Genomic DNA, 18,477 nt, shown 5'->3' on the forward strand with positions numbered 1-18,477 from the left:
TACGCGGCCTCACGCCACATGAATTTGTGTGTGCCCAGTGGCAGAAAAACCCCGTTAACTTTACCCATGACCCGACCCACCTCACGCTGGGACTATACACCTAGTTAGGACCACAAGTTGCGGGCGCCCTCTGCAGGTAGCCAAAAAAAAATGCTCCATCAGGGGTCCGCGTCAGGCTTATCAGCGTGTAGCTATCGGGGGCAGAAGCACTGCCGGGGCCCTAATTGCCGCTGACAGGCTGATCGGCAGGGGGGATGAGTGCCATTTTTCACGTAGATAAAGTAACTCCTGATTTCCGGTTCCGACCCCGCCGGCCGACCGGAGCAGGAGCCAGGGGGTGCCATTTTTCACGTAGTTGCTCAAAACAGATAATACCTTTAGCGCCACGTGTTTTCTCGCGCCTTTCCCGGGGTCCGGGACCCGTCTAACTGTCCCTGAATGCCCCTGAGCGCACTTTGTACCCACTTACGGGCTGCCTTTAACCAATCTTAAATTTCAAAAAAAGCAGAGCCTCTTCTGTTTTCTTAAAGCTCTTCTTTTACTGTTCTATATTCAGGGCCTCATAACTCACTGAATGTCATAATATTAAGTCGATTATCTACGTGAAAAACGGCACTCTGCTGCGTGAGAAACGGCACTCCTACGTGAAGAATGGCACTTTCCACACTCCCAAGCCCCCTAAGCAGCACCTGAGGGGCCTTCAGTTCCAATGAAGCGCTACAATGCCCCCAATAGTAATTACGTGAAAAATGGCACTCCTCAAAAAGATCGGCTCCTCACGGGAGCAACGGATGCCGGGTCTGGGGTGAATCACGTAACTTGGGGACTGTTCCGGGTTAACTGCCGCCCGGGGCCGTATCTGCTATGGTTACTCCATCCGTGCCTGCCCCCCTATACCCCCGGGCTTACCAGGCCAATGCCCTGGTAAGGGCTCCACTCAAGCTCACCCACGTGGAAGCGCGCATTTTCGCGCTGGCCCTGGGCTGCATCCACCAGGGCCAGACTGAGCTGCTCGGTATCATCATGCAACTGGTGGCCGGAGCTGCACGCGCGGCAGGTACGCTTCGTGGCCCTGAACCCTGTCATCGAGACGGCCACCCCCGTGGGGCGACTGGTATTGGGCATCTTCGCCGCGCTGGCTGAGTACGACCGGGAAAGCATGCCCGTACGGCCCCCAGCCAGGGCCGTACGCATAGGCCACAGCGGGCAGATCGTCGGGGTACAGCAGTGCGGGCTGGGCGTCGCGGGTGTGCCGGGGGCCATGCTGGTGTAGGCGTACCAGCCTAGAGAAACAATTCGCTCAACTGCCCTCACGTGAGTTTCTGTTCTTACTCTTGCGCTACCCCTATTGGCACCAGCACGTGCGGAGGTGGCGCGTTAGCCTGGTACCAGGCTCCGGTTTATCCGGCTCACCAGCGCCGGCCCTTCATAAATGAACCCGGTGTAAAGCTGAATCAGCGAAGCCCCCGCGTCCAGCTTCTCCCGTGCATCGGCCGCCGAGTGAATGCCACCGGCGCCGATAATCGGCAGCCCTCCGTCCGATTTTCGGTGCAGGTAGCGGATGACTTCGGTGGCCCGCGCCCGCAGCGGCTTGCCGCTCAGGCCGCCCGCGCCCAGGCTGGCTACGTAACCAGGCTCGGTGCTCAGGTTATCGCGACTGATAGTGGTATTCGTGGCGACGAGGCCGCTCAGGTTGGTTTCGCGGGCGATGAGCAGAATGTCGTCGAGCTGCGAATCCGTGAGGTCGGGCGCGATTTTGAGCAGCAGCGGACGCGGCACGGCGCGGGCCAGGTTTCGGGCCTGCACCTGCTGCAATAGCTCAATGAGGGGTTTTTTCTCCTGTAACTGGCGCAGGTTGGGCGTGTTGGGCGAGCTCACGTTCACCACAAAGTAGTCGACCACCTCGGCCAGAGCTTCAAAGCCGGCCACGTAATCGGCGGCGGCGTGCTCGTTGGGTGTGTCCTTGTTCTTGCCGATGTTACCGCCGATGATAAGCTGCCGGTCACGCCGCCGGGCCAGCCGGGCCGCTACCACAGCTGCCCCGTCGTTGTTGAAGCCCATGCGGTTCACCAGCGCCTCGTCCTGGGGCAGCCGAAACAGGCGTGGCGTGGGGTTGCCGGGCTGCGGTCGGGGCGTCACGGTCCCAATCTCCACGAAACCAAAGCCCAGCGTGGCCAGTTCATCGGTCAGGGCTGCGTTCTTGTCAAAACCCGCCGCCAGGCCCACGGGGTTAGGGAATTTCAGCCCGAAAACCTCCCGCTCCAGGCTGGAATCCTGGAAATTATACAGCGTCCGCAACAGCGCTTTGGTACCCGGCATCCGCGCAGCTCGGCGCAGATTATCGAAAACGAGGTGGTGGGCGCGCTCAGCGTCGAGGTCGAAAAGTAGGGGTTTGATGAGGGATTTATACACGGGCATTTGGGCCAAACGGTTGGTCGGGTTCAGCGAATAAGTTTTCGAGGTACAGGTATTCAGAATGCCTGAATTTTAACAGGCTCTTAGTGCAAATCTTAGTTCGATATATCGCCACGCGGACTACTAAGTCCGCGCTACATCGCCTTATACTCGTTCCAGCTTTTAATCTTCAAATCCTCCATGCCCAGCGTGCAAAAGGCGCGGATGAATGCCTTGGCCAGCCGCGCATTCGTCAGCAACCCGACGCCCGAATCCACGGCCGTGCGGCGGATTTTGTAGTCGTTATCCAGCTCGCCTTTTGACAGGTTTTTGGGGATGTTGATGACCAGGTCGATTTTCTTCTCCTTCAGATACGTCAGCACGTTGGGCTCCTGCAGCTCGTCGGGCCAGTAGAGCAACGAGCTGGGGAGGCTGTTTTCGGCGAAGAAGCGGTGGGTGCCCTGGGTGGCGTAGAGCTGGTAGCCGCGCTGCACCAGCAGCTTGCTGGCCGAGAGCAGCGCCACCTTCGACTGCAGGGGGCCGCCGGAAATGAGCACCGTTTTCGCCGGGATTTTGTAGCCCACGCTCAGCATGGCTTTCAGCAGCGCTTCCTCGGCCGTGTCGCCCAGGCAGCCCACTTCGCCCGTGCTCACCATGTCCACGCGCAGCACCGGGTCGGCGCCGGGCAGGCGGGTGAAGGAGAACTGCGGGGCCTTCACGCCCACGAAGGGCAGATCGTAGACCCGCTCGCTTTCGTCGCGGGCCACTTGCTTGCCCAGCAGCACCTGCGTGGCCTTTTTGATGAGGTTGTTGCCCGAGATTTTCGACACGAAGGGGTAGCTGCGCGAGGCGCGCAGGTTGCACTCAATCACGCTGATGGCGCCGTCTTTTTCCAGGAACTGAATGTTGAACGGGCCGCTGATTTCGTAGCGCTTGGCCACTTTTTCGGCAATGATTTTGAGCTTGCGGATGGTGCCCACGTACACCTTTTGGGGCGGGTAGTACATAGTAGCATCGCCGGAGTGTACGCCGGCAAACTCGACGTGCTCGGAAATGGCGTAGCTCACGATTTCGCCCTGGTCGGCCACCGCGTCGAGCTCAATTTCCTTGGCTTCCTGCATGAACTCGGACACCACCACCGGGTATTCGGCGCTCACTTCCTTGGCGGCTTTCAGAAATTCTTCCAGCTCGAAGGCGTTGGAAACCACGTTCATGGCCGCACCCGACAGCACGTAGCTCGGCCGGATGAGCACCGGGTAGCCTACTTCCCGCACAAATTCGTTCATAGCCTCCAGCGAAGTCAGCTCCTTCCAGCGCGGCTGGGCAATGCCCAACTCGTCCATGATGCGCGAGAACTTGTGGCGGTTCTCGGCCTCATCAATGTGCGCGGCCGTGGTGCCCAGAATGGGCGCGTGGGCTTCTTCGAGGCGCATGGCTAAGTTGTTGGGAATCTGGCCACCGGTGCTCAGAATCACGCCGCTGGGCTGTTCGAAATCCAGAATGTCCAGCACCCGTTCGAAGCTTAGCTCCTCGAAGTAGAGCCGGTCGCTCACGTCGTAGTCGGTCGAAACGGTTTCGGGGTTGTAGTTGATGAGGATGGTTTTGTAGCCTTCCTCGGCCGCCGTCTGCACGGCCTGCACGCCGCACCAGTCGAACTCGACCGAGCTGCCGATGCGGTACACGCCCGAGCCCAGCACCACGATGGATTTGGCGGTTTCGCGCTCCAGGTCGTTTTCGGTGCCGTGGTAGGTGGTGTAGAGGTAGTTGGTTTTGGCCGGAAATTCGGCGGCCAGCGTGTCAATCTGCTTCACCACGGGCAGCACGCCCAGGGCCTTGCGGCGGGCGCGCACGCGCAGCTCGTCGGCTTTCACGTCGCCCTCGCCCAGCAGCTGCACGGCAATCTGCTGGTCCGAGAAGCCGGCTTTCTTGACCTCGCGCAACAGCTTGGTTTCCAAAGAATCCAGGCCCGTGGGGCGGCCGGCGGCCAGCTGCTGGCCCAGCTCGAAAATGGTGAACAGGCGCTGCAAAAACCAGTGGTCAATCTTCGTCAATTGATGCACCTGCTCCAGCGTGTAGCCAGCCTCGAAGGCGTTGTTGATGGCGAAGATGCGCTCCTCGTTCGGCTCGCTCAGGAGCTTGTCAATCGTGTCGCGTTCGATGGTTTCGGGACGGTTGGCCACGAAGCCGCGCTTGCCGGTATCGAGCATGCGCAGGCCCTTCTGAATGGCTTCCTCGAACGATTTTCCGATGGCCATCACCTCGCCCACGCTCTTCATGGCCGAGCCAATCTGGCGGTTCACGCCCGAAAATTTGCCCAGGTCCCAGCGCGGCAGCTTCACCACCACGTAGTCGAGGGCCGGCTCGAAAAAGGCCGAGGTGGTCTGCGTGACGCTGTTTTTCAGCTCGGCCAGCGAGTAGCCCAGGCTCAGCTTGGCGGCCACGAAGGCCAGCGGGTAGCCCGTCGCCTTCGAGGCCAGCGCCGACGAGCGCGACAGGCGCGCATTCACCTCAATCACGCGGTAATCTTCCGACGCGGGGTCCAGCGCGTACTGAATGTTGCACTCGCCCACGATGCCCAGGTGGCGGATGGTTTGGATGCCGATGCTGCGCAGCTTATGGTACTCGCGGTTGCTCAGCGTCTGCGACGGGGCCACCACGATGCTCTCGCCGGTGTGAATGCCAATGGGGTCGAAGTTCTCCATGTTGCAGACCGTGATGCAGTTATCAAATTGGTCACGCACCACTTCGTACTCCACTTCCTTCCAGCCCTTCAGCGATTCTTCCACCAGAATCTGGTCCGAAGTCGTGAAGGCCTGCCGGGCCAGGGCCGTCAACTCGTCCAGGTTGTTGGCGAAGCCGCTGCCCAGCCCGCCCAGCGCAAACGCGGCCCGCACGATGATGGGGAAGCCAATGGTTTCGCCGGCGGCCAGGGCCTCGGCCATACTGGTGCAGGCCACGCTGCGGGCCGAGCGCACGCCAATCTGGTCGAGCTTGACCTTGAAAATCTCCCGGTCCTCGGTGTCGATGATGCTCTGCACGGGCGTGCCCAGCACCTGCACGTGGTACTGCTCGAACACGCCGGCGCGGTACAGGGCCACGGCGCAGTTCAGGGCCGTTTGGCCGCCAAAAGCCACCAGAATGCCATCGGGCCGCTCTTTTTTAATGACCTGCTCCACGAAGTAGGGCGTCACGGGCAGGAAGTACACGTCGTCGGCCATGCCGTCGGAGGTCTGCACGGTGGCAATGTTGGGGTTGATGAGGATGGTGCGGATGCCTTCCTCCTTCAGCGCCTTCAGCGCCTGCGAACCGGAATAATCGAACTCCCCGGCCTCGCCAATTTTCAGCGCGCCGGAACCGAGGAGGAGTACTTTGTTGGGTTTGTTCATTCTAAGGGTACTGTTCTTTTTAAACGGCTTGACCGTCATGTTGAGCGGAGCGCAGCGGAGTCGAAACATCTCTACCGCTTCGTTGAGGTCACATACTATTAAACTACTTGAATAAGCCTTTCCATTTGTCGAGTAAAGTGGCTGAAAACTTTGCCGAATTTATGTTCCTGTTCTCAAAAGCGTCAAATTCAGGCTCATAACTTTCAGCTATTATTCTACCAGAATCATAGCGCCTGCCCTCTTTGTCAATCAGGTAAGGGAAACAGTATATTCCCTTCCTGAAAATATTGGGGTTAAGAAACTGGAAGTCAATGTGAGCTTCTGCTATAAATCCCTTCTCGAAACCAATAGCCAATAGTTCCTTGTCGATGATTTCCTTTAATGACCGAGCATTATGAATCAATGGGCTTGTGTTCAGTTCCACTGGCTCAAAAGTGGCAGTCAAAATATTTAAGGAGGCCTTATCTAGATTCAGCTTTCGCGCCGCGTTCAATAACCAATCGGCCATATACCCGCAACTGTAGTATCTCTCAGTTCCAAAGAAACTTTGAGTGATATTATGGGGTAGGCTATTTAAATTTCTTCGTTTCGGCATAAGGGTTAAATCCGTTTAAACGAAGCGGTAGAGATGCTTCGACTTCGCTGCGCTCCGCTCAGCATGACGTTCTTTTTGGCTCGTTCTATTTTATTCCGGCGTTACTCTTATACGCCACCACCGCTTTCAAAAAGTCATCAAACAGAAACTCCGTATCCTGTGGCCCGCCGGCGGCTTCGGGGTGAAACTGCGTGGAGAAAAACGGCTTGGACGTGTGCTTGATGCCTTCGCAGGTGCCGTCGTTCAGGTTCTCGAACAGCATCTGCCACTCGGCGGGCAGCGTTTCGGTGTCCACTGCGAAGCCGTGGTTCTGGCTGGTGATGTAGCAGCGCTGGGTGCCGGTGCGCTTCACGGGCTGGTTGTGGCTGCGGTGGCCGTATTTCAGCTTGAACGTGTCGCCGCCCGCCGCCAGGCCCATGAGCTGGCTGCCCAGGCAGATGCCGAAAATGGGCTTGTCCTGGGCGAGGGCCTTTTGCAGGTGTTGGATGGTGGCTTCGCACATTTTGGGGTCGCCGGGGCCGTTGCTCAGGAACAGGCCGTCGTAGTCGAGGGTGGTGAAATCGTAATCCCAGGGCACGCGAATCAGCGCCACGTCGCGCTCTAGAAAGCAGCGGATGATGTTGGTTTTGGTGCCGCAGTCCACGAGCACGATTTTGTGCTGGCCGTGGCCGTAGTGCTCCACGCCGGGCTGGCTCACCTGGGCCACCAGATTGTCAAGGTTGGGGTCGTGGAAGGGCACGTCGGTGTCGGCCACGATTTTGCCAAGCATGGCGCCTTTCTCGCGCAGTTTCTTGGTGAGCATGCGGGTATCGACGTTGAAAATACCGGGGATATTGTACTCTTTCAGCCAGTCGCCGAGGCTTTTAGCGGCGTTCCAATGGCTGTGCTCCTCGGAGTAATAGTTGACCACCAGCCCGGCAATGTGAATCTTGTCGGACTCGAATATCCGGGAAATTGACTCGTACAGGTCCTCGCCGGGTACGCCGTAGTTGCCCACCATGGGGGTGGTAAGCACCAGAATCTGGCCGGCGAAGGACGGGTCGGTGAGGTTTTCAGGGTAGCCCGTCATGGCCGTGCTGAACACAACCTCGCCCGCGGCGGAGGTGAACGCGCCGAAGGATTCGCCTTCTATCGTGGTGCCGTCTTCGAGGAGGAGTTTTACTGTTTGGGACATGATAGTTGAACGCAGGGAAATGTCATGCTGAGCTTGTCGAAGCATCTCTACCGCTTCGTTGGATGGCTCAGCCGAAGCGGTAGAGATGCTTCGACAAGCTCAGCATAACCGCTCGTTTAATGTAAATTTTTGCTAACACAAACGACAGCTAAATATCATCCAGACCCGGCAGGCCGAGCAAACCAGCGGCGCGCCGCGCCACGGTTTTTACACTGGCGACATCCGGGCCGGTGATGGTCAGGTGGCCCATCTTGCGCCCGGCGCGCGCTTCTGCTTTGCCGTACAGATGCAGGTGCGTCCCCGGCAAGCTCAGTACAGCGTGCCAGTCCGGCTCCCGCCGTTGCCCGTGGCCGTCAAACCACACCTCACCCAACAGGTTGAGCATGATGGCCGGGGAATGCTGGCGCGGCGACAGTAAGGGCAGGCCCGCCAGGGTATGCACCTGCAGGTCAAATTGCGATACGTCGCAGGCGTCCAGGGTGTAGTGGCCGCTGTTATGCGGGCGCGGGGCCATCTCGTTGACTACCAGGTCGCCGTACTCATTTTCGCCTTCCACCACAAAAAACTCGACGCACAGCACGCCCACATAGCCCAGATGCTGTGCCAGGGAAACGGCCGCGTCGCGGGCCCTGGTTGCCAGGGCGGGCGGCATATTGCCTTCGTAAGCGTGGGTCACGGCCAAAATGCCATCGACATGCACGTTGCGCTGCGCGGCGAAGCTGACAACCTGCCCATCCCAGCCGCGCGCCACCAGCACCGAACACTCGGCCGTGAGCGGCAGCATCTTTTCCAGTACGCAGGCCACACTGCCCAGCTCGGCCCAGGCGGCGGCCAGCTCGGCGGCGGTCTTCACCCGGACCTGACCCTTGCCGTCGTAGCCCATGCGCGCGGTTTTGAGGATGCCGGGCAGCAAATCAGCCCGGTCGTTCTGCACGGCCTGGAGCTGAGCCGGCGTTTCTAGCACCGCGTAGGGCGCGCAAGCCACCCCCGACAGGTCGGCGCCGGCCGTGAAATGGGCTTTTTCCTCGATGCGGTCCTGGGCAATGCCAACCACGGCCGCGCCCGGGGCCACGGGGCGGGTCAGGGCCAACGTTTGCAGGGCCTGGGCGGGCACGTTTTCAAACTCGGTGGTGATGGCCTGGCACAGGTGGGCCAGTTGCGCCAGCCCGGCCGGGTCGTCGTAGTCGGTCTGGATATGGTGGTGGCTCACCAGTCCGGCCGGACTTTGCGCGTCGGGCTCCAGCACGGCGGTGAAGTACCCCAGGCGCTGGGCGGCATGCACAAACATGCGGCCCAGCTGGCCGCCGCCCAGCACCCCCAGGGTTGCCCGCTGGCCAGCGGCATCCGTACTGCCCGGAAAAACTGGGGTCATGGCGAGGCGAGGCGTTTGGTCGCTCATACGGGCAGCGTCATGGCGCGGGCGGCTTCGGTTTGTGCGGCGCGAAACGCGTGCAGCTTGGTCGCCAGGTCCGGGTCGTGCAGAGCCAGCATACTGACGGCGAATAGCGCGGCATTGGCCGCCCCGGCATCGCCAATGGCAAACGTGGCGACGGGCACGCCTTTAGGCATTTGCACGATGCTGTGCAGCGAATCCACGCCCTGCAAATGCCGGCTGGCCACTGGCACCCCCAGCACGGGCACCGTGGTTTTAGCGGCCAGCATGCCCGGCAGGTGGGCGGCCCCACCCGCGCCGGCAATGATGGCCTGCAAGCCGCGCGGACCGGCTTGTTCGGCGTAGGCAAACAAGTCGTCGGGCATGCGGTGGGCCGATACCACGCGCGCTTCGTAAGCCACGCCGAAGTGAATGAGCATCTGCACGGCATGCTGCATGGTGTCCCAGTCGCTGCTGGAGCCCATGACCACGCCGACCAGGGGCTTGCCTGGGGCGGCGCTGTTGGGAGAGTCGGAGGTGGCAGGTGTGTTCATTGAAATTTCTTGGTCGTCATGCTGAGCTTGTCGAAGCATCTCTACCGCTTCGCCAGGCGGTGCATACGAAGCGGTAGAGATGCTTCGACAAGCTCAGCATGACGTTCTGTTTGTTTTTTGAAAAAGCGCTACCTCTTAGCGCTCCAGTAGGATTTCCATGCCTAAAATCACCAGGTCCACCCGGCCTTTCAACGTCTGGTCGAGGAAGGGCGTGTTCTGGGATTTGGATTTCATGAAGTCCCGCGTGAAGGTCGTTTCCGCTTCGGTATCGAACAGGAGGCACTCGGCCGGTTGGCCGACTTCGATGGCGGCTACCGGCAGGCCCATCAGGCGTCGGGGCTCCGCCGAATAGCGCTTCACCACCAGGTCCCAACCGAATTTTCCGGGCTCGACGAAATGGTGATACAGCGATACCAGGGCCGTATCCAGGCCGGTGATGCCATTGGGCGCGCTGATGAAATCCTGGGCTTTTTCGAACGGCGTGTGCGGCGCGTGGTCCGTGGCAATGATGTCGAATACGCCTTCAATAAGACCTGCCAGCAGGGCGTCACAATCCGCCTGCGTCCGCAGCGGCGGGTTCATTTTATAGTTCGTGTCGTAGTCCCCGATGTGCTCGTCGGTGAACATCAGGTGGTGCGGCATCACTTCCGCCGTCACCTTCACATCGCCGCGCGATTTCCACCAGCGGATGGTTTCCATGCCCATCTTGCTGGACACGTGTTGGATGTGCACGTGCGCGCCCGCCGCGTGGGCCAGACGGATGTCGCGGTCAATAATGATTTCCTCCGCGCAAGCCGGCGAACCCTTGATGCCGAGCCGGTAGCTCATCACCCCTTCGTTCACGGCGCGTGGCCCGGCCAGCTCCGGCACCTCGCAGTGGCTGGCGAAAAACATCCCAAACTCGGTGGCATACTGCATGGCCCGGAAAAGGACGGCCGGGTCGGCCGTGGTATCGCCATCGTCGGTGAGCATGGTCACCCCGAGCTCGCGCATGCCCTCAATTTCGGCCAGCTCCTTGCCCTCCCGGTTCTTGGTAACGCAGCCGGAAGTGTATACCGGAATGCGCGACCGGTCCCGCGCATTATCGAGCACGGTGGCCACCGCCGTGGCCGAGTCGAGGGCCGGGCGGGTATTGGGCATCATCACCACGCCGGTAACGCCGCCATTGATGGCCGCTTCGCTGCCCGTGGTGATGGTTTCCTTGTTCTCAAACCCCGGAGCGCGGAAATGGACGTGGGCATCAAACATGCCGGGCATCAGCACCCGGCCGCGCGCGTCGATGACCCGGGCACCCTCGGGAACGGCCAGGCCGCTGCCAATTTCCTGAATTTTTCCTTCGACAATGAGGACGTCACTTTCGACAAGTACGGGGGAGTTTTCGGAGGCGATACGGGCGTTTTGAAGCAGCAGCATGAAGGGATGATTTCGGTGAACCGGCGAGGGGTATGGAAGAGATAAAGTCAAAAAGCGGCGTCAGCCATTGTGGGCGGCGCTCAGGGCGTAAGCACCGTGGAGCTGACTTTAGGCCGCGCGACGTATGATTCCTGCCGCGGGAAATCCCCGCCCGGCTTGAGCCAGTCGAGCACGGCCATGCGCACCGAGATGCCGTTTTCGACCTGGTTGGTAATAAGGCTACGCTCGTAGTCCATCACGGCGTCGCATAGCTCCACCCCCCTGTTCACGGGGCCGGGGTGCATGACGTAGAGGCCCAGGTCGCTGATTTCCGCCAGCCGGGCCGTGGTGATGCCGTACACCCGGTGGTATTCGCGGAGGCTGGGGAAAAACTGCACGTCCTGGCGCTCCATCTGCACGCGCAGCAGGTACACCACATCGGGGGCCCAGGCCATGGCTGCCTCGTAGTCGGTGAAGCGGCGGATGGTGGCCGGGCCGTACTTTGGCACCAGCGAGCCCGGCCCCAGGTAAGCTACCTCGATGCCCAGCTTTTGCAGCAACGTGCTGGTGGAGCGCGCCACGCGGGAGTGGAGAATATCGCCGATGATGAGGACCTTTTTGCCGCGGGGGTCAGGAAATTTTTCCTTGATGGTAAAAGCGTCCAGCAGGGCCTGGGTGGGGTGCTCGTGGGCTCCGTCGCCGGCATTGATGACCGACGCCGTGGTTTGGCGGGCAATCATGCCGGGCAAGCCGGGGTGGCTATGGCGAATGACGATGTAGTCGGTTCGCATGGCCTGGAGCGTCTCAATCGTCTCGCGCACCGACTCGCCCTTGGAGATGGAGGAGTGGGCAACATCGAAATTCGTGACCTCCGCCGAGAGTCGTTTGGCCGCGACCTCGAAGGAAGAGTGCGTCCGGGTGCTGGCCTCATAAAAGAGCATGAGCACGGACTTGCCTTCCAAGGCGGGAATTCGCTTCACCGAATGGGTGAACAGCTTTTTAAAGGACTTGGATTGGTCGAGGAGGAACTCGATTTCCTCCGGGTGCAGGGATGCAATGTCGATCAGGTCTTTACGTGCCATACCAGGTTGGGGAAATGAAGTACGCAGTCAGTAGTTACGAGCCGGAGGGGTTCACCCTGTTTGTTTAGTAGCTTTCGTATTTCACTGAGCGATAGGAAACAGGGCTTGGAGTTGAGGTGGCGAGTGCCGGGGTGGGCCGGGACGATGGCCGCCGCAGTCGCAGAACAGCAACCGTCGAACTAACCGGGCATAAAAAAACCGTTTCGGAATCCGAAACGGTGGCGGGGCAATACCCAGAAAAAACAACGGAAATACCAGCGGCAGAATCGGGAAAACCGACGGAACCAAAGACCTTCCGGTCCACTCGCGGCTCCCAGTCGCGCTGGGTTCCACGCTTCATCAACTGGTTTTTTGGTTGAAGCATGCTGCAAAGCTACGGTATTGTTACGCCCGACAATTCGTCAGCTAGGTTAATTTTTTCGGGCTGCTTTTCTCATCTCTGTATTTTTCAAGCTAACGAGCTAACTAACGCATCTTTTGTTGTTCTTTTCGCCACCAAAAAAATCATGGCTCGCGCAACCAGTTGCTTGGCAAGCACATCCATCTTAACTTTAGCTCTTTATTCCGCTGCTTAAGCTGGCGGACCACCATTCTGCGGTGGCAAGCAGCCCATGAACCACTCGGTATTTCATGGGCTGATTCATTTCCGGCCGGCACAAAGTAGCATCAGAGTGGTGGCCTTGGTTATAAGTTTGGTTCAAAGATTAACCGAGCCGATTATCAAGCGCTGATTAATTCACGCGCTCTTCTGCGCGACGGTAGAGCCATTACGGCACAGCTTCCAGGCCCCCACCATTCATCCCTAGCTTGGCCTAGAATAAAGGGGCCAGAAAGTAGGGCCAGACGCGTATCTTCGTGGCCCCACCTTCCTGACCCATTTGCCATGAACTTCGGCTATGCTCGTGTTTCGGCCAAAGACCAGCATCTCGATACCCAAATCGCCCAACTTCAGGCCGCCGGCATTGATCGGGTGTTTCAGAAAAAGATCAGCGGTGCTACTACCCAACGGCCCGTGCTCACCGAACTGCTGGCCACTTTGCGCACCGGCGATACACTCACCGTGGCGCGCCTGAATCGGTTGGGCCGCAACAGCGCCCACATCATGCAGCTGGTGGCCGAGCTGCACGCGCGCCAGATGCGCTTCGTGGCCCTAGACCTGGGCATCGACACGGCTACCCCCGCCGGCCGGCTCGTGCTGGGCATCTTCGCTGCGTTGGCCGAGTACGACCGGGAGAGCATCCGCGAGCGGGCGACGGCAGGTATTGCTTTGGCAAAAGCGCAAGGCCGGCACCTGGGCCGCCGACCGGGCGTGGATGAAAGTAAGCTGGCTAAAGTCCAGACCTGTCTGGCCGCCGGCATGTCGGTGCACATGACCGTGGCCGCCACGGGCGTGAGCGAGTCCAGCGTCAAGCGTTACCGCCCCAGATAGGGCTGCAAGGTCCGGCCGCGGAATGAGGCGAGACAATTCCGCTTGTCGCGTTTCGCACTAAATACCACCCCATTCTGTCCAGCATAACTGGACCACCTCAAAGCGCCCCAAGAAGACCTATTCACCGGGTCAGTAGAAAGTTTGTAGCGGGTGGATGAGCCACCATGTGCCAGAGAAAGGTATCTTTGGGCAGAACCTAACTTCTTTTTGTATGACGACCAAGACCACCAAGGCCGAGACCACCCCGCCTGCTACGCCTAAGCAGACTGACCTCACCAATGAGACCATCCACCGCCGCGTAAAGCAGGCCCAGGAGCGTCGCCGCCGTAAGCTCAAGCACGTGAACCCCTAGTTCCCGCTGGCTTTCGCCGCAAAAAAAGCTCTGTTCCCCTGCGGCTTGTCCTTACCCAAAACTCCGAAGAGCGCCGGCTGGTAGGCCGGCGCTCTTTTTGGTGTCATTCCTGCCGTAATTGCGCCGCCATCTGTACGCTTTCAACGAGCAAGCGCAAGCTCATCAGGCCCAGCCAGAGAGTTTGCCAGCCGGGCGGCCCATCACCCTTACGGCTCAGGTGACCGCCGAGCGCGGCTAGCGCCCGCCAGACCGCGTGCACGCTGGTCAGGGGCCGTCGGTGCTGGTGACGCAGCACCCGTAACTCGGTCGCCGTCAGGCCGGCCGCCTCGGCGGGCAAGTCCGGCTCCAGGCGGCTTTTCTCGCGCAAATCCACCAGGGCCAGGGCCACTACGCTGAGCAGGGCCAGGGCCGCGAACAGGCGGGCGGCGGTTTGCAGTTGCAGCTTTTCGGCTCCCAGCTCCGTTTTCAGGGCCTTATGAAAGTCCTCGATCAGCCAGCGGCTGGTGTACTGGCGCACGCGGCGTAGCGCCTGGGCCAAGTCGCTCACCGGCTGGTCGCTGAGCAGCAGCCATTCCAGTCCCGGACCCGTCGCATCCAGGCCCCGTTCTTCCCAGACCCGCACCGCGCTGGCCGGCACCGGCTCGCCCTTGCCCGTGGCCCCGGCCGGCCGCTGCGGGGCCCGCAACGCGACGAGCGGACTGAAACTCACCTGCAAGACCACTTCCCGCGCCGGCTGGCGCGGCCGCCCCCGCAACGTCAGGCGCAACTGCCCGGCACGGGGCTGAGCACGGGCCACGGCAAACAGGCGACCGGCGGGCGTCTTGTCCGGCCCGGCCATCAGGGCCCGGTCCTGGGCCGCACGACCACGAAGCCCAGACCCTGGGCCTGGCACTGCTGCAAATGCTCGTAGATGTCGGCCCCGCGGTCGGCCACCACCACCCAGCGCGTACCGGCCGGCGCCCCCCCCCCCACGGCCCGCAGACTCTGGTCCCATAATGCCGACTCGCGCACGCGGCCCTGCCGGGGCTGGGAGCCGCCGTGCGGGCTTTTTCGGCCTCGGGCACGGGCTGACGCACGTGAAACTGCTGGTCGAGCAGGCCCAGCAGCGGTAGCGCGGGCCGTTTGGCAGCCGGATAGGGGTCCTCAGCAGGCCAGGCGGCGGCCACCAGCGAGTGTAGCAGCACGCCCTGGCTGTAGGCCTTCCCTTGCCCGACAGGCCCCAGGCCCGCCCGGCGCTCGGCTGCCTCCAGCCAACTCAACTCAGTCGTATCCTCGACGAGCAGAAATGTGCCCGGTGCCTGCAACTGCTGGCCGACCAAGGCCCGGTGTGGCTGTTGCACGGCGTCAGGCGTGGTCTGCACGTGGCCCCAGCAGCTAATAGGCTGCTTTGCTGGCATAGGCTTGTCCCTGGCTCAGGTGCGGAATGCTCGCCCCCGGCTGCCGGGCACAGTCGGCCGCCAGCGTGACCACCCGTCGTGTGCGGCAAACGTCGCCCAGGTGGACGTGCCCAAAATGCGTCTGCGCCCACTGCTGCGCCATGCCAAAACCGGTGGATATACTCATCCCCGCAAGCTACCCACCGTCCACAAAAAAAGCGCTGACCCACCGGACAGTGCTTTTTAAGTTTTGGGTGTCCCGTCCGGGAATAGGTTGACAGCTTTTCCAAAAGGTGTCTCGTCCTAAGAAATGTTGACAGTTTTTTCCGCTTAAAACGGTCGTTTGCTGAGACGCCCCCCCCAATACGAATTCGGGTCGACCCTAACACAATCGGACAACGCTCCTTACCGTTGTTTTCCGTTTCTACTATTGTGCGACCCCCAGTTTCAGCGTAATTAAGGCTGTGCCTGCTGCCTAGCTTGTCTGTGCGTTCAACGGCTTTCTACGGGTTAACTATTATATGCAACTTGACACCCCGAACTATCTGTTATCCACTCCCACAGCCAGAATGAAAACCCCTGCGGCTATCAGCCTAAGCATAAAGCCTTTCCCAGGTTGGTACTGCTTCCTGATCCTTATGCTACTAGGTGGCTGCCATTCCGCGCCGCCGCCCCCGCGCTATACCATCGGCTTTTCACAGTGCACCACCGCCGACGCCTGGCGGCAGGCCATGCTGGCGGGCATGCACAAAGAACTGAGCTTCTACCCCAACGTACGCTTCCGCCTGAAGGATGCCCACGACGACAGCCGCCGCCAGCAGCAGCAGATTCAGGAATTTCTGCGCGAGGGCATCGATTTACTCATCGTGTCGGCCAACGAGGCCGAGCCGATTACGCCCATCGTGGAGGAGGTGTTCAATCGCGGCATCCCGGTCGTGATTCTGGACCGGCGCACCACATCCCGGCTCTACACAGCCTACGTGGGCGGCAACAACCAGGAAGTAGGCCAGACGGCCGGGCGCTACGTGGGTAACCTGCTACGCGGACGCGGTCAGGTGCTGGAGGTGCTCGGTGCGCCCGGTGCTTCCCCGGCCCTCGACCGGCACCAGGGCTTTGCCCAGGGCCTGGCCGCCTACCCGGGCGTACGCCTCACGGCCCAGGTGCACGGCGACTGGAAGCGGCCCTCGGTGATGGACAACCTGCCGGCCGTGCTGCGTGAACACCCGGAAATCGACCTCATTTTTGCCCACAACGACCGCATGGCCCTCGGCGCCTACCAGGTCTGCAAGCGCCTGGGCCTCGACCAGCGCATTCGGGTGGTGGGCGTGGACGGGCTGCCCGGCAACCAGGGCGGCATCCAGTTCGTGCAGGACGGAGTGCTGACGGCCACGCTGCTCTACCCGCCTGGCGGCGAAGAGGCCATCCGGACGGCCATGAAGATTCTGCGCCACCAGTCCTACGACAAGGAAAATACGCTCGGCACGATGGTCATCGACTCGACCAACGTGTTGACCATGAAGCTCCAGACCGAGAAGCTCACCAGCCAGCAGCAGGACATCCAGCGCCAGCAGGAGCTGCTGCAGCGGCAGCGGGCCACCTACGCCAGCCAGCAGACGGTACTTTACTCGCTGGCCGCGGCGCTGCTCGGGGTGGCCGTGCTGGGGCTGCTGGCCTTCCGCGCCTTCCGGGCCAACCGCCGCAGCAACCACCGATTGGGCGAGCAGAATCGCGAAATCATCTCGCAGCGCAACCAATTGCAGGAATTTTCCGAGCGCGCCAAAGTCGAAACCGAGGCCAAGCTGCGCTTCTTCACCAACTTCTCGCACGAGCTGCGCACTCCGCTCACCCTGATTCTGGGGCCGGTGGAGGAAATGCTGACGGCCGGCCCCGACCTGCCCGCCGCCCACCGCCACGACCTGAGTCTGGTGCGCCGCAACGCCCAGCGCCTGTTGCAGCTGGTGAACCAGCTCATGGATTTCCGCAAGATTGACGTGGGCAAGATGCCGGTGCGGGCCACCGAGGGCAACCTGGTAGCCTTCGTGCGCGAAATCATGGACGTGTTCGAGAAGCCCGCCCGCCAGCGCGGCATCACGCTCCGGTTCCTGCCCGCCGAGCCCGTCATCCGGCTCTGGTTCGACGTCAACATCCTCGATAAGGTCTTCTTCAACCTGCTCTCCAACGCGCTCAAGTTCACGCCCGAGCACGGCCAGATTACTGTCAGCCTCCAGCTGGAGCCGGGCGGGCAGGCCGTGCGGGTGAGCGTGGAGGACACCGGCCGGGGCATTTCCGACGAGGACCGGGCCCACATTTTCGAGTGGTTTTACCAGGGCCAGCAGGCCGGGGCCCGGGGCTCGGGCATGGGCCTGGCGCTGGCCCTGGGCCTTACTCGCCTGCACTTGGGCCAACTCAGCTTCAGCAGCCGGCCCGGCCAGGGCAGCACCTTTGTCGTGACACTGCCGCTGGAGCTGCCGGCGGCCCTGCGGCAGCTGGAGCCCACGGCCGCCGCCTACCCGGCCCTGGCCGTGGAGGAGGGTTTCATGCCGCCCGCCCCGACGGATCCAGCGGCTGGGGCCGGCGCGGCCGAAGCGCTGGTGCTCGTGATTGAGGATAACCCCGACGTGAATGCCTTTATCAACCAGAAGCTGCGGCCCCATTTCCAGGTGAGCACGGCCTTCGACGGGGCCACCGGCCTGCGCCTGGCCGCCGAGAGTATTCCAGACCTGATTGTGTGCGACGTGATGCTGCCCGAACTCAGCGGGCTGGAAGTGGTGGCCCAGCTCAAGGGCGACTGGCGCACCTCCCATATTCCGGTGGTGCTGCTCACGGCCCGCGACGCGCCCGAGCAGCAGGTGGAAGGCGTGCAGGCCGGGGCCGACCTCTACCTGACCAAGCCCTTCAACCCCACCTTCCTGCTCGAAAGCCTGCGCACGCTGCTGGCCAATCGCGACAAACTGCGCGAGCATTTCCGCCGGGAGCTGAGCCTGGACACGGCCACCGTGGCCCCCCAGCGCGTGGACCAGAAGTTCCTGGCTGACCTGACGGCTATCGTGGAAGCCAACCTCACCCGCTCCGACCTCACGGTGGAGGATGTGGCCCGTAGTCTGGGCATTTCGCGGGTGCAGCTTTACCGCAAAGTGAAGGCCATCCTGGGCACCGGCGTCACCGACTTTATCCAGGGCATCCGCCTGACCAAGGCCCGCCAGCTGCTGCTCAACGAAGACCAGACCATTGCCGAAGTGGCCTACCAGCTGGGCTTCTCCTCACCCTCCTACTTCTCCACCAGCTTCAAGGCCCGCTACCAGGTGTCGCCCTCCGAGTTCCGGGCCCTGCACACCACGCCCAGCCCCTGAATCAATTTTTGAAATCAGGTA

General features: G+C 61.3%; 16 protein-coding genes. 5 read left to right on the forward strand and 11 right to left on the reverse strand.

Features of this window, described 5'->3' with window-relative positions:
• Positions 1-879: 879 nt before the first annotated feature.
• A complete protein-coding gene (locus tag CDA63_RS20915) occupies positions 880-1,143 on the forward strand; it encodes a replication initiation protein (RefSeq protein ID WP_165768315.1) in 264 nt (87 codons plus the stop codon).
• Entirely contained in the window at positions 1,067-1,273 is a 207-nt protein-coding gene (locus tag CDA63_RS21890; protein ID WP_165768316.1) for a hypothetical protein, read from the forward strand. The genes CDA63_RS20915 and CDA63_RS21890 overlap by 77 nt, the downstream gene beginning before the upstream one ends.
• A 104-nt stretch (positions 1,274-1,377) precedes the next feature.
• On the opposite strand, the gene CDA63_RS15070 is transcribed toward CDA63_RS21890, so the two are convergent.
• The 8 genes from CDA63_RS15070 to CDA63_RS15105 all read right to left on the reverse strand — a co-directional run bounded on the left by CDA63_RS15070 (position 1,378) and on the right by CDA63_RS15105 (position 11,949).
• Entirely contained in the window at positions 1,378-2,412 is a 1,035-nt protein-coding gene (locus CDA63_RS15070; protein ID WP_088465329.1) for a quinone-dependent dihydroorotate dehydrogenase, read from the reverse strand.
• 137 nt (positions 2,413-2,549) lie between these two features.
• The gene (carB, locus tag CDA63_RS15075; RefSeq protein WP_088465291.1) at positions 2,550-5,780 is read right to left on the reverse strand and encodes a carbamoyl-phosphate synthase (glutamine-hydrolyzing) large subunit; all 3,231 of its coding nucleotides are present in this window, start codon (positions 5,778-5,780) and stop codon (positions 2,550-2,552) included.
• Between the two features lie 103 nt (positions 5,781-5,883).
• Positions 5,884-6,288 (reverse strand): hypothetical protein, encoded by a 405-nt coding sequence (locus CDA63_RS15080; protein WP_088465292.1) that lies wholly within the window; start codon positions 6,286-6,288, stop codon positions 5,884-5,886.
• 172 nt (positions 6,289-6,460) lie between these two features.
• On the reverse strand, positions 6,461-7,549 hold the full coding sequence (carA, locus tag CDA63_RS15085; RefSeq protein ID WP_088465293.1) for a glutamine-hydrolyzing carbamoyl-phosphate synthase small subunit: 1,089 nt from the start codon (positions 7,547-7,549) through the stop codon (positions 6,461-6,463).
• A 148-nt stretch (positions 7,550-7,697) separates the two neighbouring features.
• Complete coding sequence (locus CDA63_RS15090) at positions 7,698-8,921, reverse strand: 5-(carboxyamino)imidazole ribonucleotide synthase (RefSeq protein WP_088465330.1); 1,224 nt, start codon at positions 8,919-8,921, stop codon at positions 7,698-7,700.
• Between the two features lie 23 nt (positions 8,922-8,944).
• Entirely contained in the window at positions 8,945-9,475 is a 531-nt protein-coding gene (gene purE / locus CDA63_RS15095) for a 5-(carboxyamino)imidazole ribonucleotide mutase (RefSeq protein WP_088465294.1), read from the reverse strand.
• Between the two features lie 135 nt (positions 9,476-9,610).
• Entirely contained in the window at positions 9,611-10,888 is a 1,278-nt protein-coding gene (locus CDA63_RS15100) for a dihydroorotase (RefSeq protein ID WP_088465295.1), read from the reverse strand.
• An 80-nt stretch (positions 10,889-10,968) separates the two neighbouring features.
• Positions 10,969-11,949: an aspartate carbamoyltransferase catalytic subunit gene (locus CDA63_RS15105; protein WP_088465296.1), complete on the reverse strand. Its 981-nt coding sequence runs from the start codon at positions 11,947-11,949 to the stop codon at positions 10,969-10,971.
• A gap of 883 nt (positions 11,950-12,832) precedes the next feature.
• Here CDA63_RS15105 and CDA63_RS15110 point away from each other — a divergent pair.
• Together CDA63_RS15110 and CDA63_RS20555 are read left to right on the forward strand one after the other, a co-directional pair.
• The gene (locus CDA63_RS15110; protein WP_088465297.1) at positions 12,833-13,378 is read left to right on the forward strand and encodes a recombinase family protein; all 546 of its coding nucleotides are present in this window, start codon (positions 12,833-12,835) and stop codon (positions 13,376-13,378) included.
• Between the two features lie 211 nt (positions 13,379-13,589).
• Entirely contained in the window at positions 13,590-13,730 is a 141-nt protein-coding gene (locus CDA63_RS20555; protein WP_165768317.1) for a hypothetical protein, read from the forward strand.
• A 103-nt stretch (positions 13,731-13,833) separates the two neighbouring features.
• Here the strand turns inward: CDA63_RS20555 and CDA63_RS15115 are convergent, their stop codons facing one another.
• From CDA63_RS15115 to CDA63_RS15120, 3 genes are all read right to left on the reverse strand, one after another.
• On the reverse strand, positions 13,834-14,568 hold the full coding sequence (locus CDA63_RS15115) for an IS4 family transposase (RefSeq protein WP_165768318.1): 735 nt from the start codon (positions 14,566-14,568) through the stop codon (positions 13,834-13,836).
• Positions 14,568-14,741: a hypothetical protein gene (locus CDA63_RS20920; protein ID WP_165768319.1), complete on the reverse strand. Its 174-nt coding sequence runs from the start codon at positions 14,739-14,741 to the stop codon at positions 14,568-14,570. The genes CDA63_RS15115 and CDA63_RS20920 overlap by 1 nt, the downstream gene beginning before the upstream one ends.
• Before the next feature lie 363 nt (positions 14,742-15,104).
• A complete protein-coding gene (locus CDA63_RS15120) occupies positions 15,105-15,293 on the reverse strand; it encodes an IS4/Tn5 family transposase DNA-binding protein (RefSeq protein WP_088465299.1) in 189 nt (62 codons plus the stop codon).
• A gap of 451 nt (positions 15,294-15,744) precedes the next feature.
• Between CDA63_RS15120 and CDA63_RS15125 the strand changes: the two genes are divergently transcribed.
• Positions 15,745-18,456: a hybrid sensor histidine kinase/response regulator transcription factor gene (locus tag CDA63_RS15125; RefSeq protein WP_165768320.1), complete on the forward strand. Its 2,712-nt coding sequence runs from the start codon at positions 15,745-15,747 to the stop codon at positions 18,454-18,456.
• The last annotated feature ends 21 nt before the right edge of the window (positions 18,457-18,477 follow it).

It is taken from the genome of Hymenobacter amundsenii (assembly GCF_002204745.1).
Classification (GTDB): domain Bacteria; phylum Bacteroidota; class Bacteroidia; order Cytophagales; family Hymenobacteraceae; genus Hymenobacter; species Hymenobacter amundsenii.

Bases quoted from the DNA above. Each gene is read 5' to 3' on its own strand.
- carB (WP_088465291.1), bottom strand. From the start codon at position 5,780: ATGAACAAACCCAACAAAGTACTCCTCCTCGGTTCCGGCGCGCTGAAA.
- CDA63_RS15080 (WP_088465292.1), bottom strand. From the start codon at position 6,288: ATGGCCGATTGGTTATTGAACGCGGCGCGAAAGCTGAATCTAGATAAG.
- carA (WP_088465293.1), bottom strand. From the start codon at position 7,549: ATGTCCCAAACAGTAAAACTCCTCCTCGAAGACGGCACCACGATAGAA.
- CDA63_RS15090 (WP_088465330.1), bottom strand. From the start codon at position 8,921: ATGACCCCAGTTTTTCCGGGCAGTACGGATGCCGCTGGCCAGCGGGCA.
- purE (WP_088465294.1), bottom strand. From the start codon at position 9,475: ATGAACACACCTGCCACCTCCGACTCTCCCAACAGCGCCGCCCCAGGC.
- CDA63_RS15100 (WP_088465295.1), bottom strand. From the start codon at position 10,888: ATGCTGCTGCTTCAAAACGCCCGTATCGCCTCCGAAAACTCCCCCGTA.
- CDA63_RS15105 (WP_088465296.1), bottom strand. From the start codon at position 11,949: ATGGCACGTAAAGACCTGATCGACATTGCATCCCTGCACCCGGAGGAA.
- CDA63_RS15110 (WP_088465297.1), top strand. From the start codon at position 12,833: ATGAACTTCGGCTATGCTCGTGTTTCGGCCAAAGACCAGCATCTCGAT.
- CDA63_RS20555 (WP_165768317.1), top strand. From the start codon at position 13,590: ATGACGACCAAGACCACCAAGGCCGAGACCACCCCGCCTGCTACGCCT.
- CDA63_RS15115 (WP_165768318.1), bottom strand. From the start codon at position 14,568: ATGGCCGGGCCGGACAAGACGCCCGCCGGTCGCCTGTTTGCCGTGGCC.
- CDA63_RS15120 (WP_088465299.1), bottom strand. From the start codon at position 15,293: ATGAGTATATCCACCGGTTTTGGCATGGCGCAGCAGTGGGCGCAGACG.
- CDA63_RS15125 (WP_165768320.1), top strand. From the start codon at position 15,745: ATGCTACTAGGTGGCTGCCATTCCGCGCCGCCGCCCCCGCGCTATACC.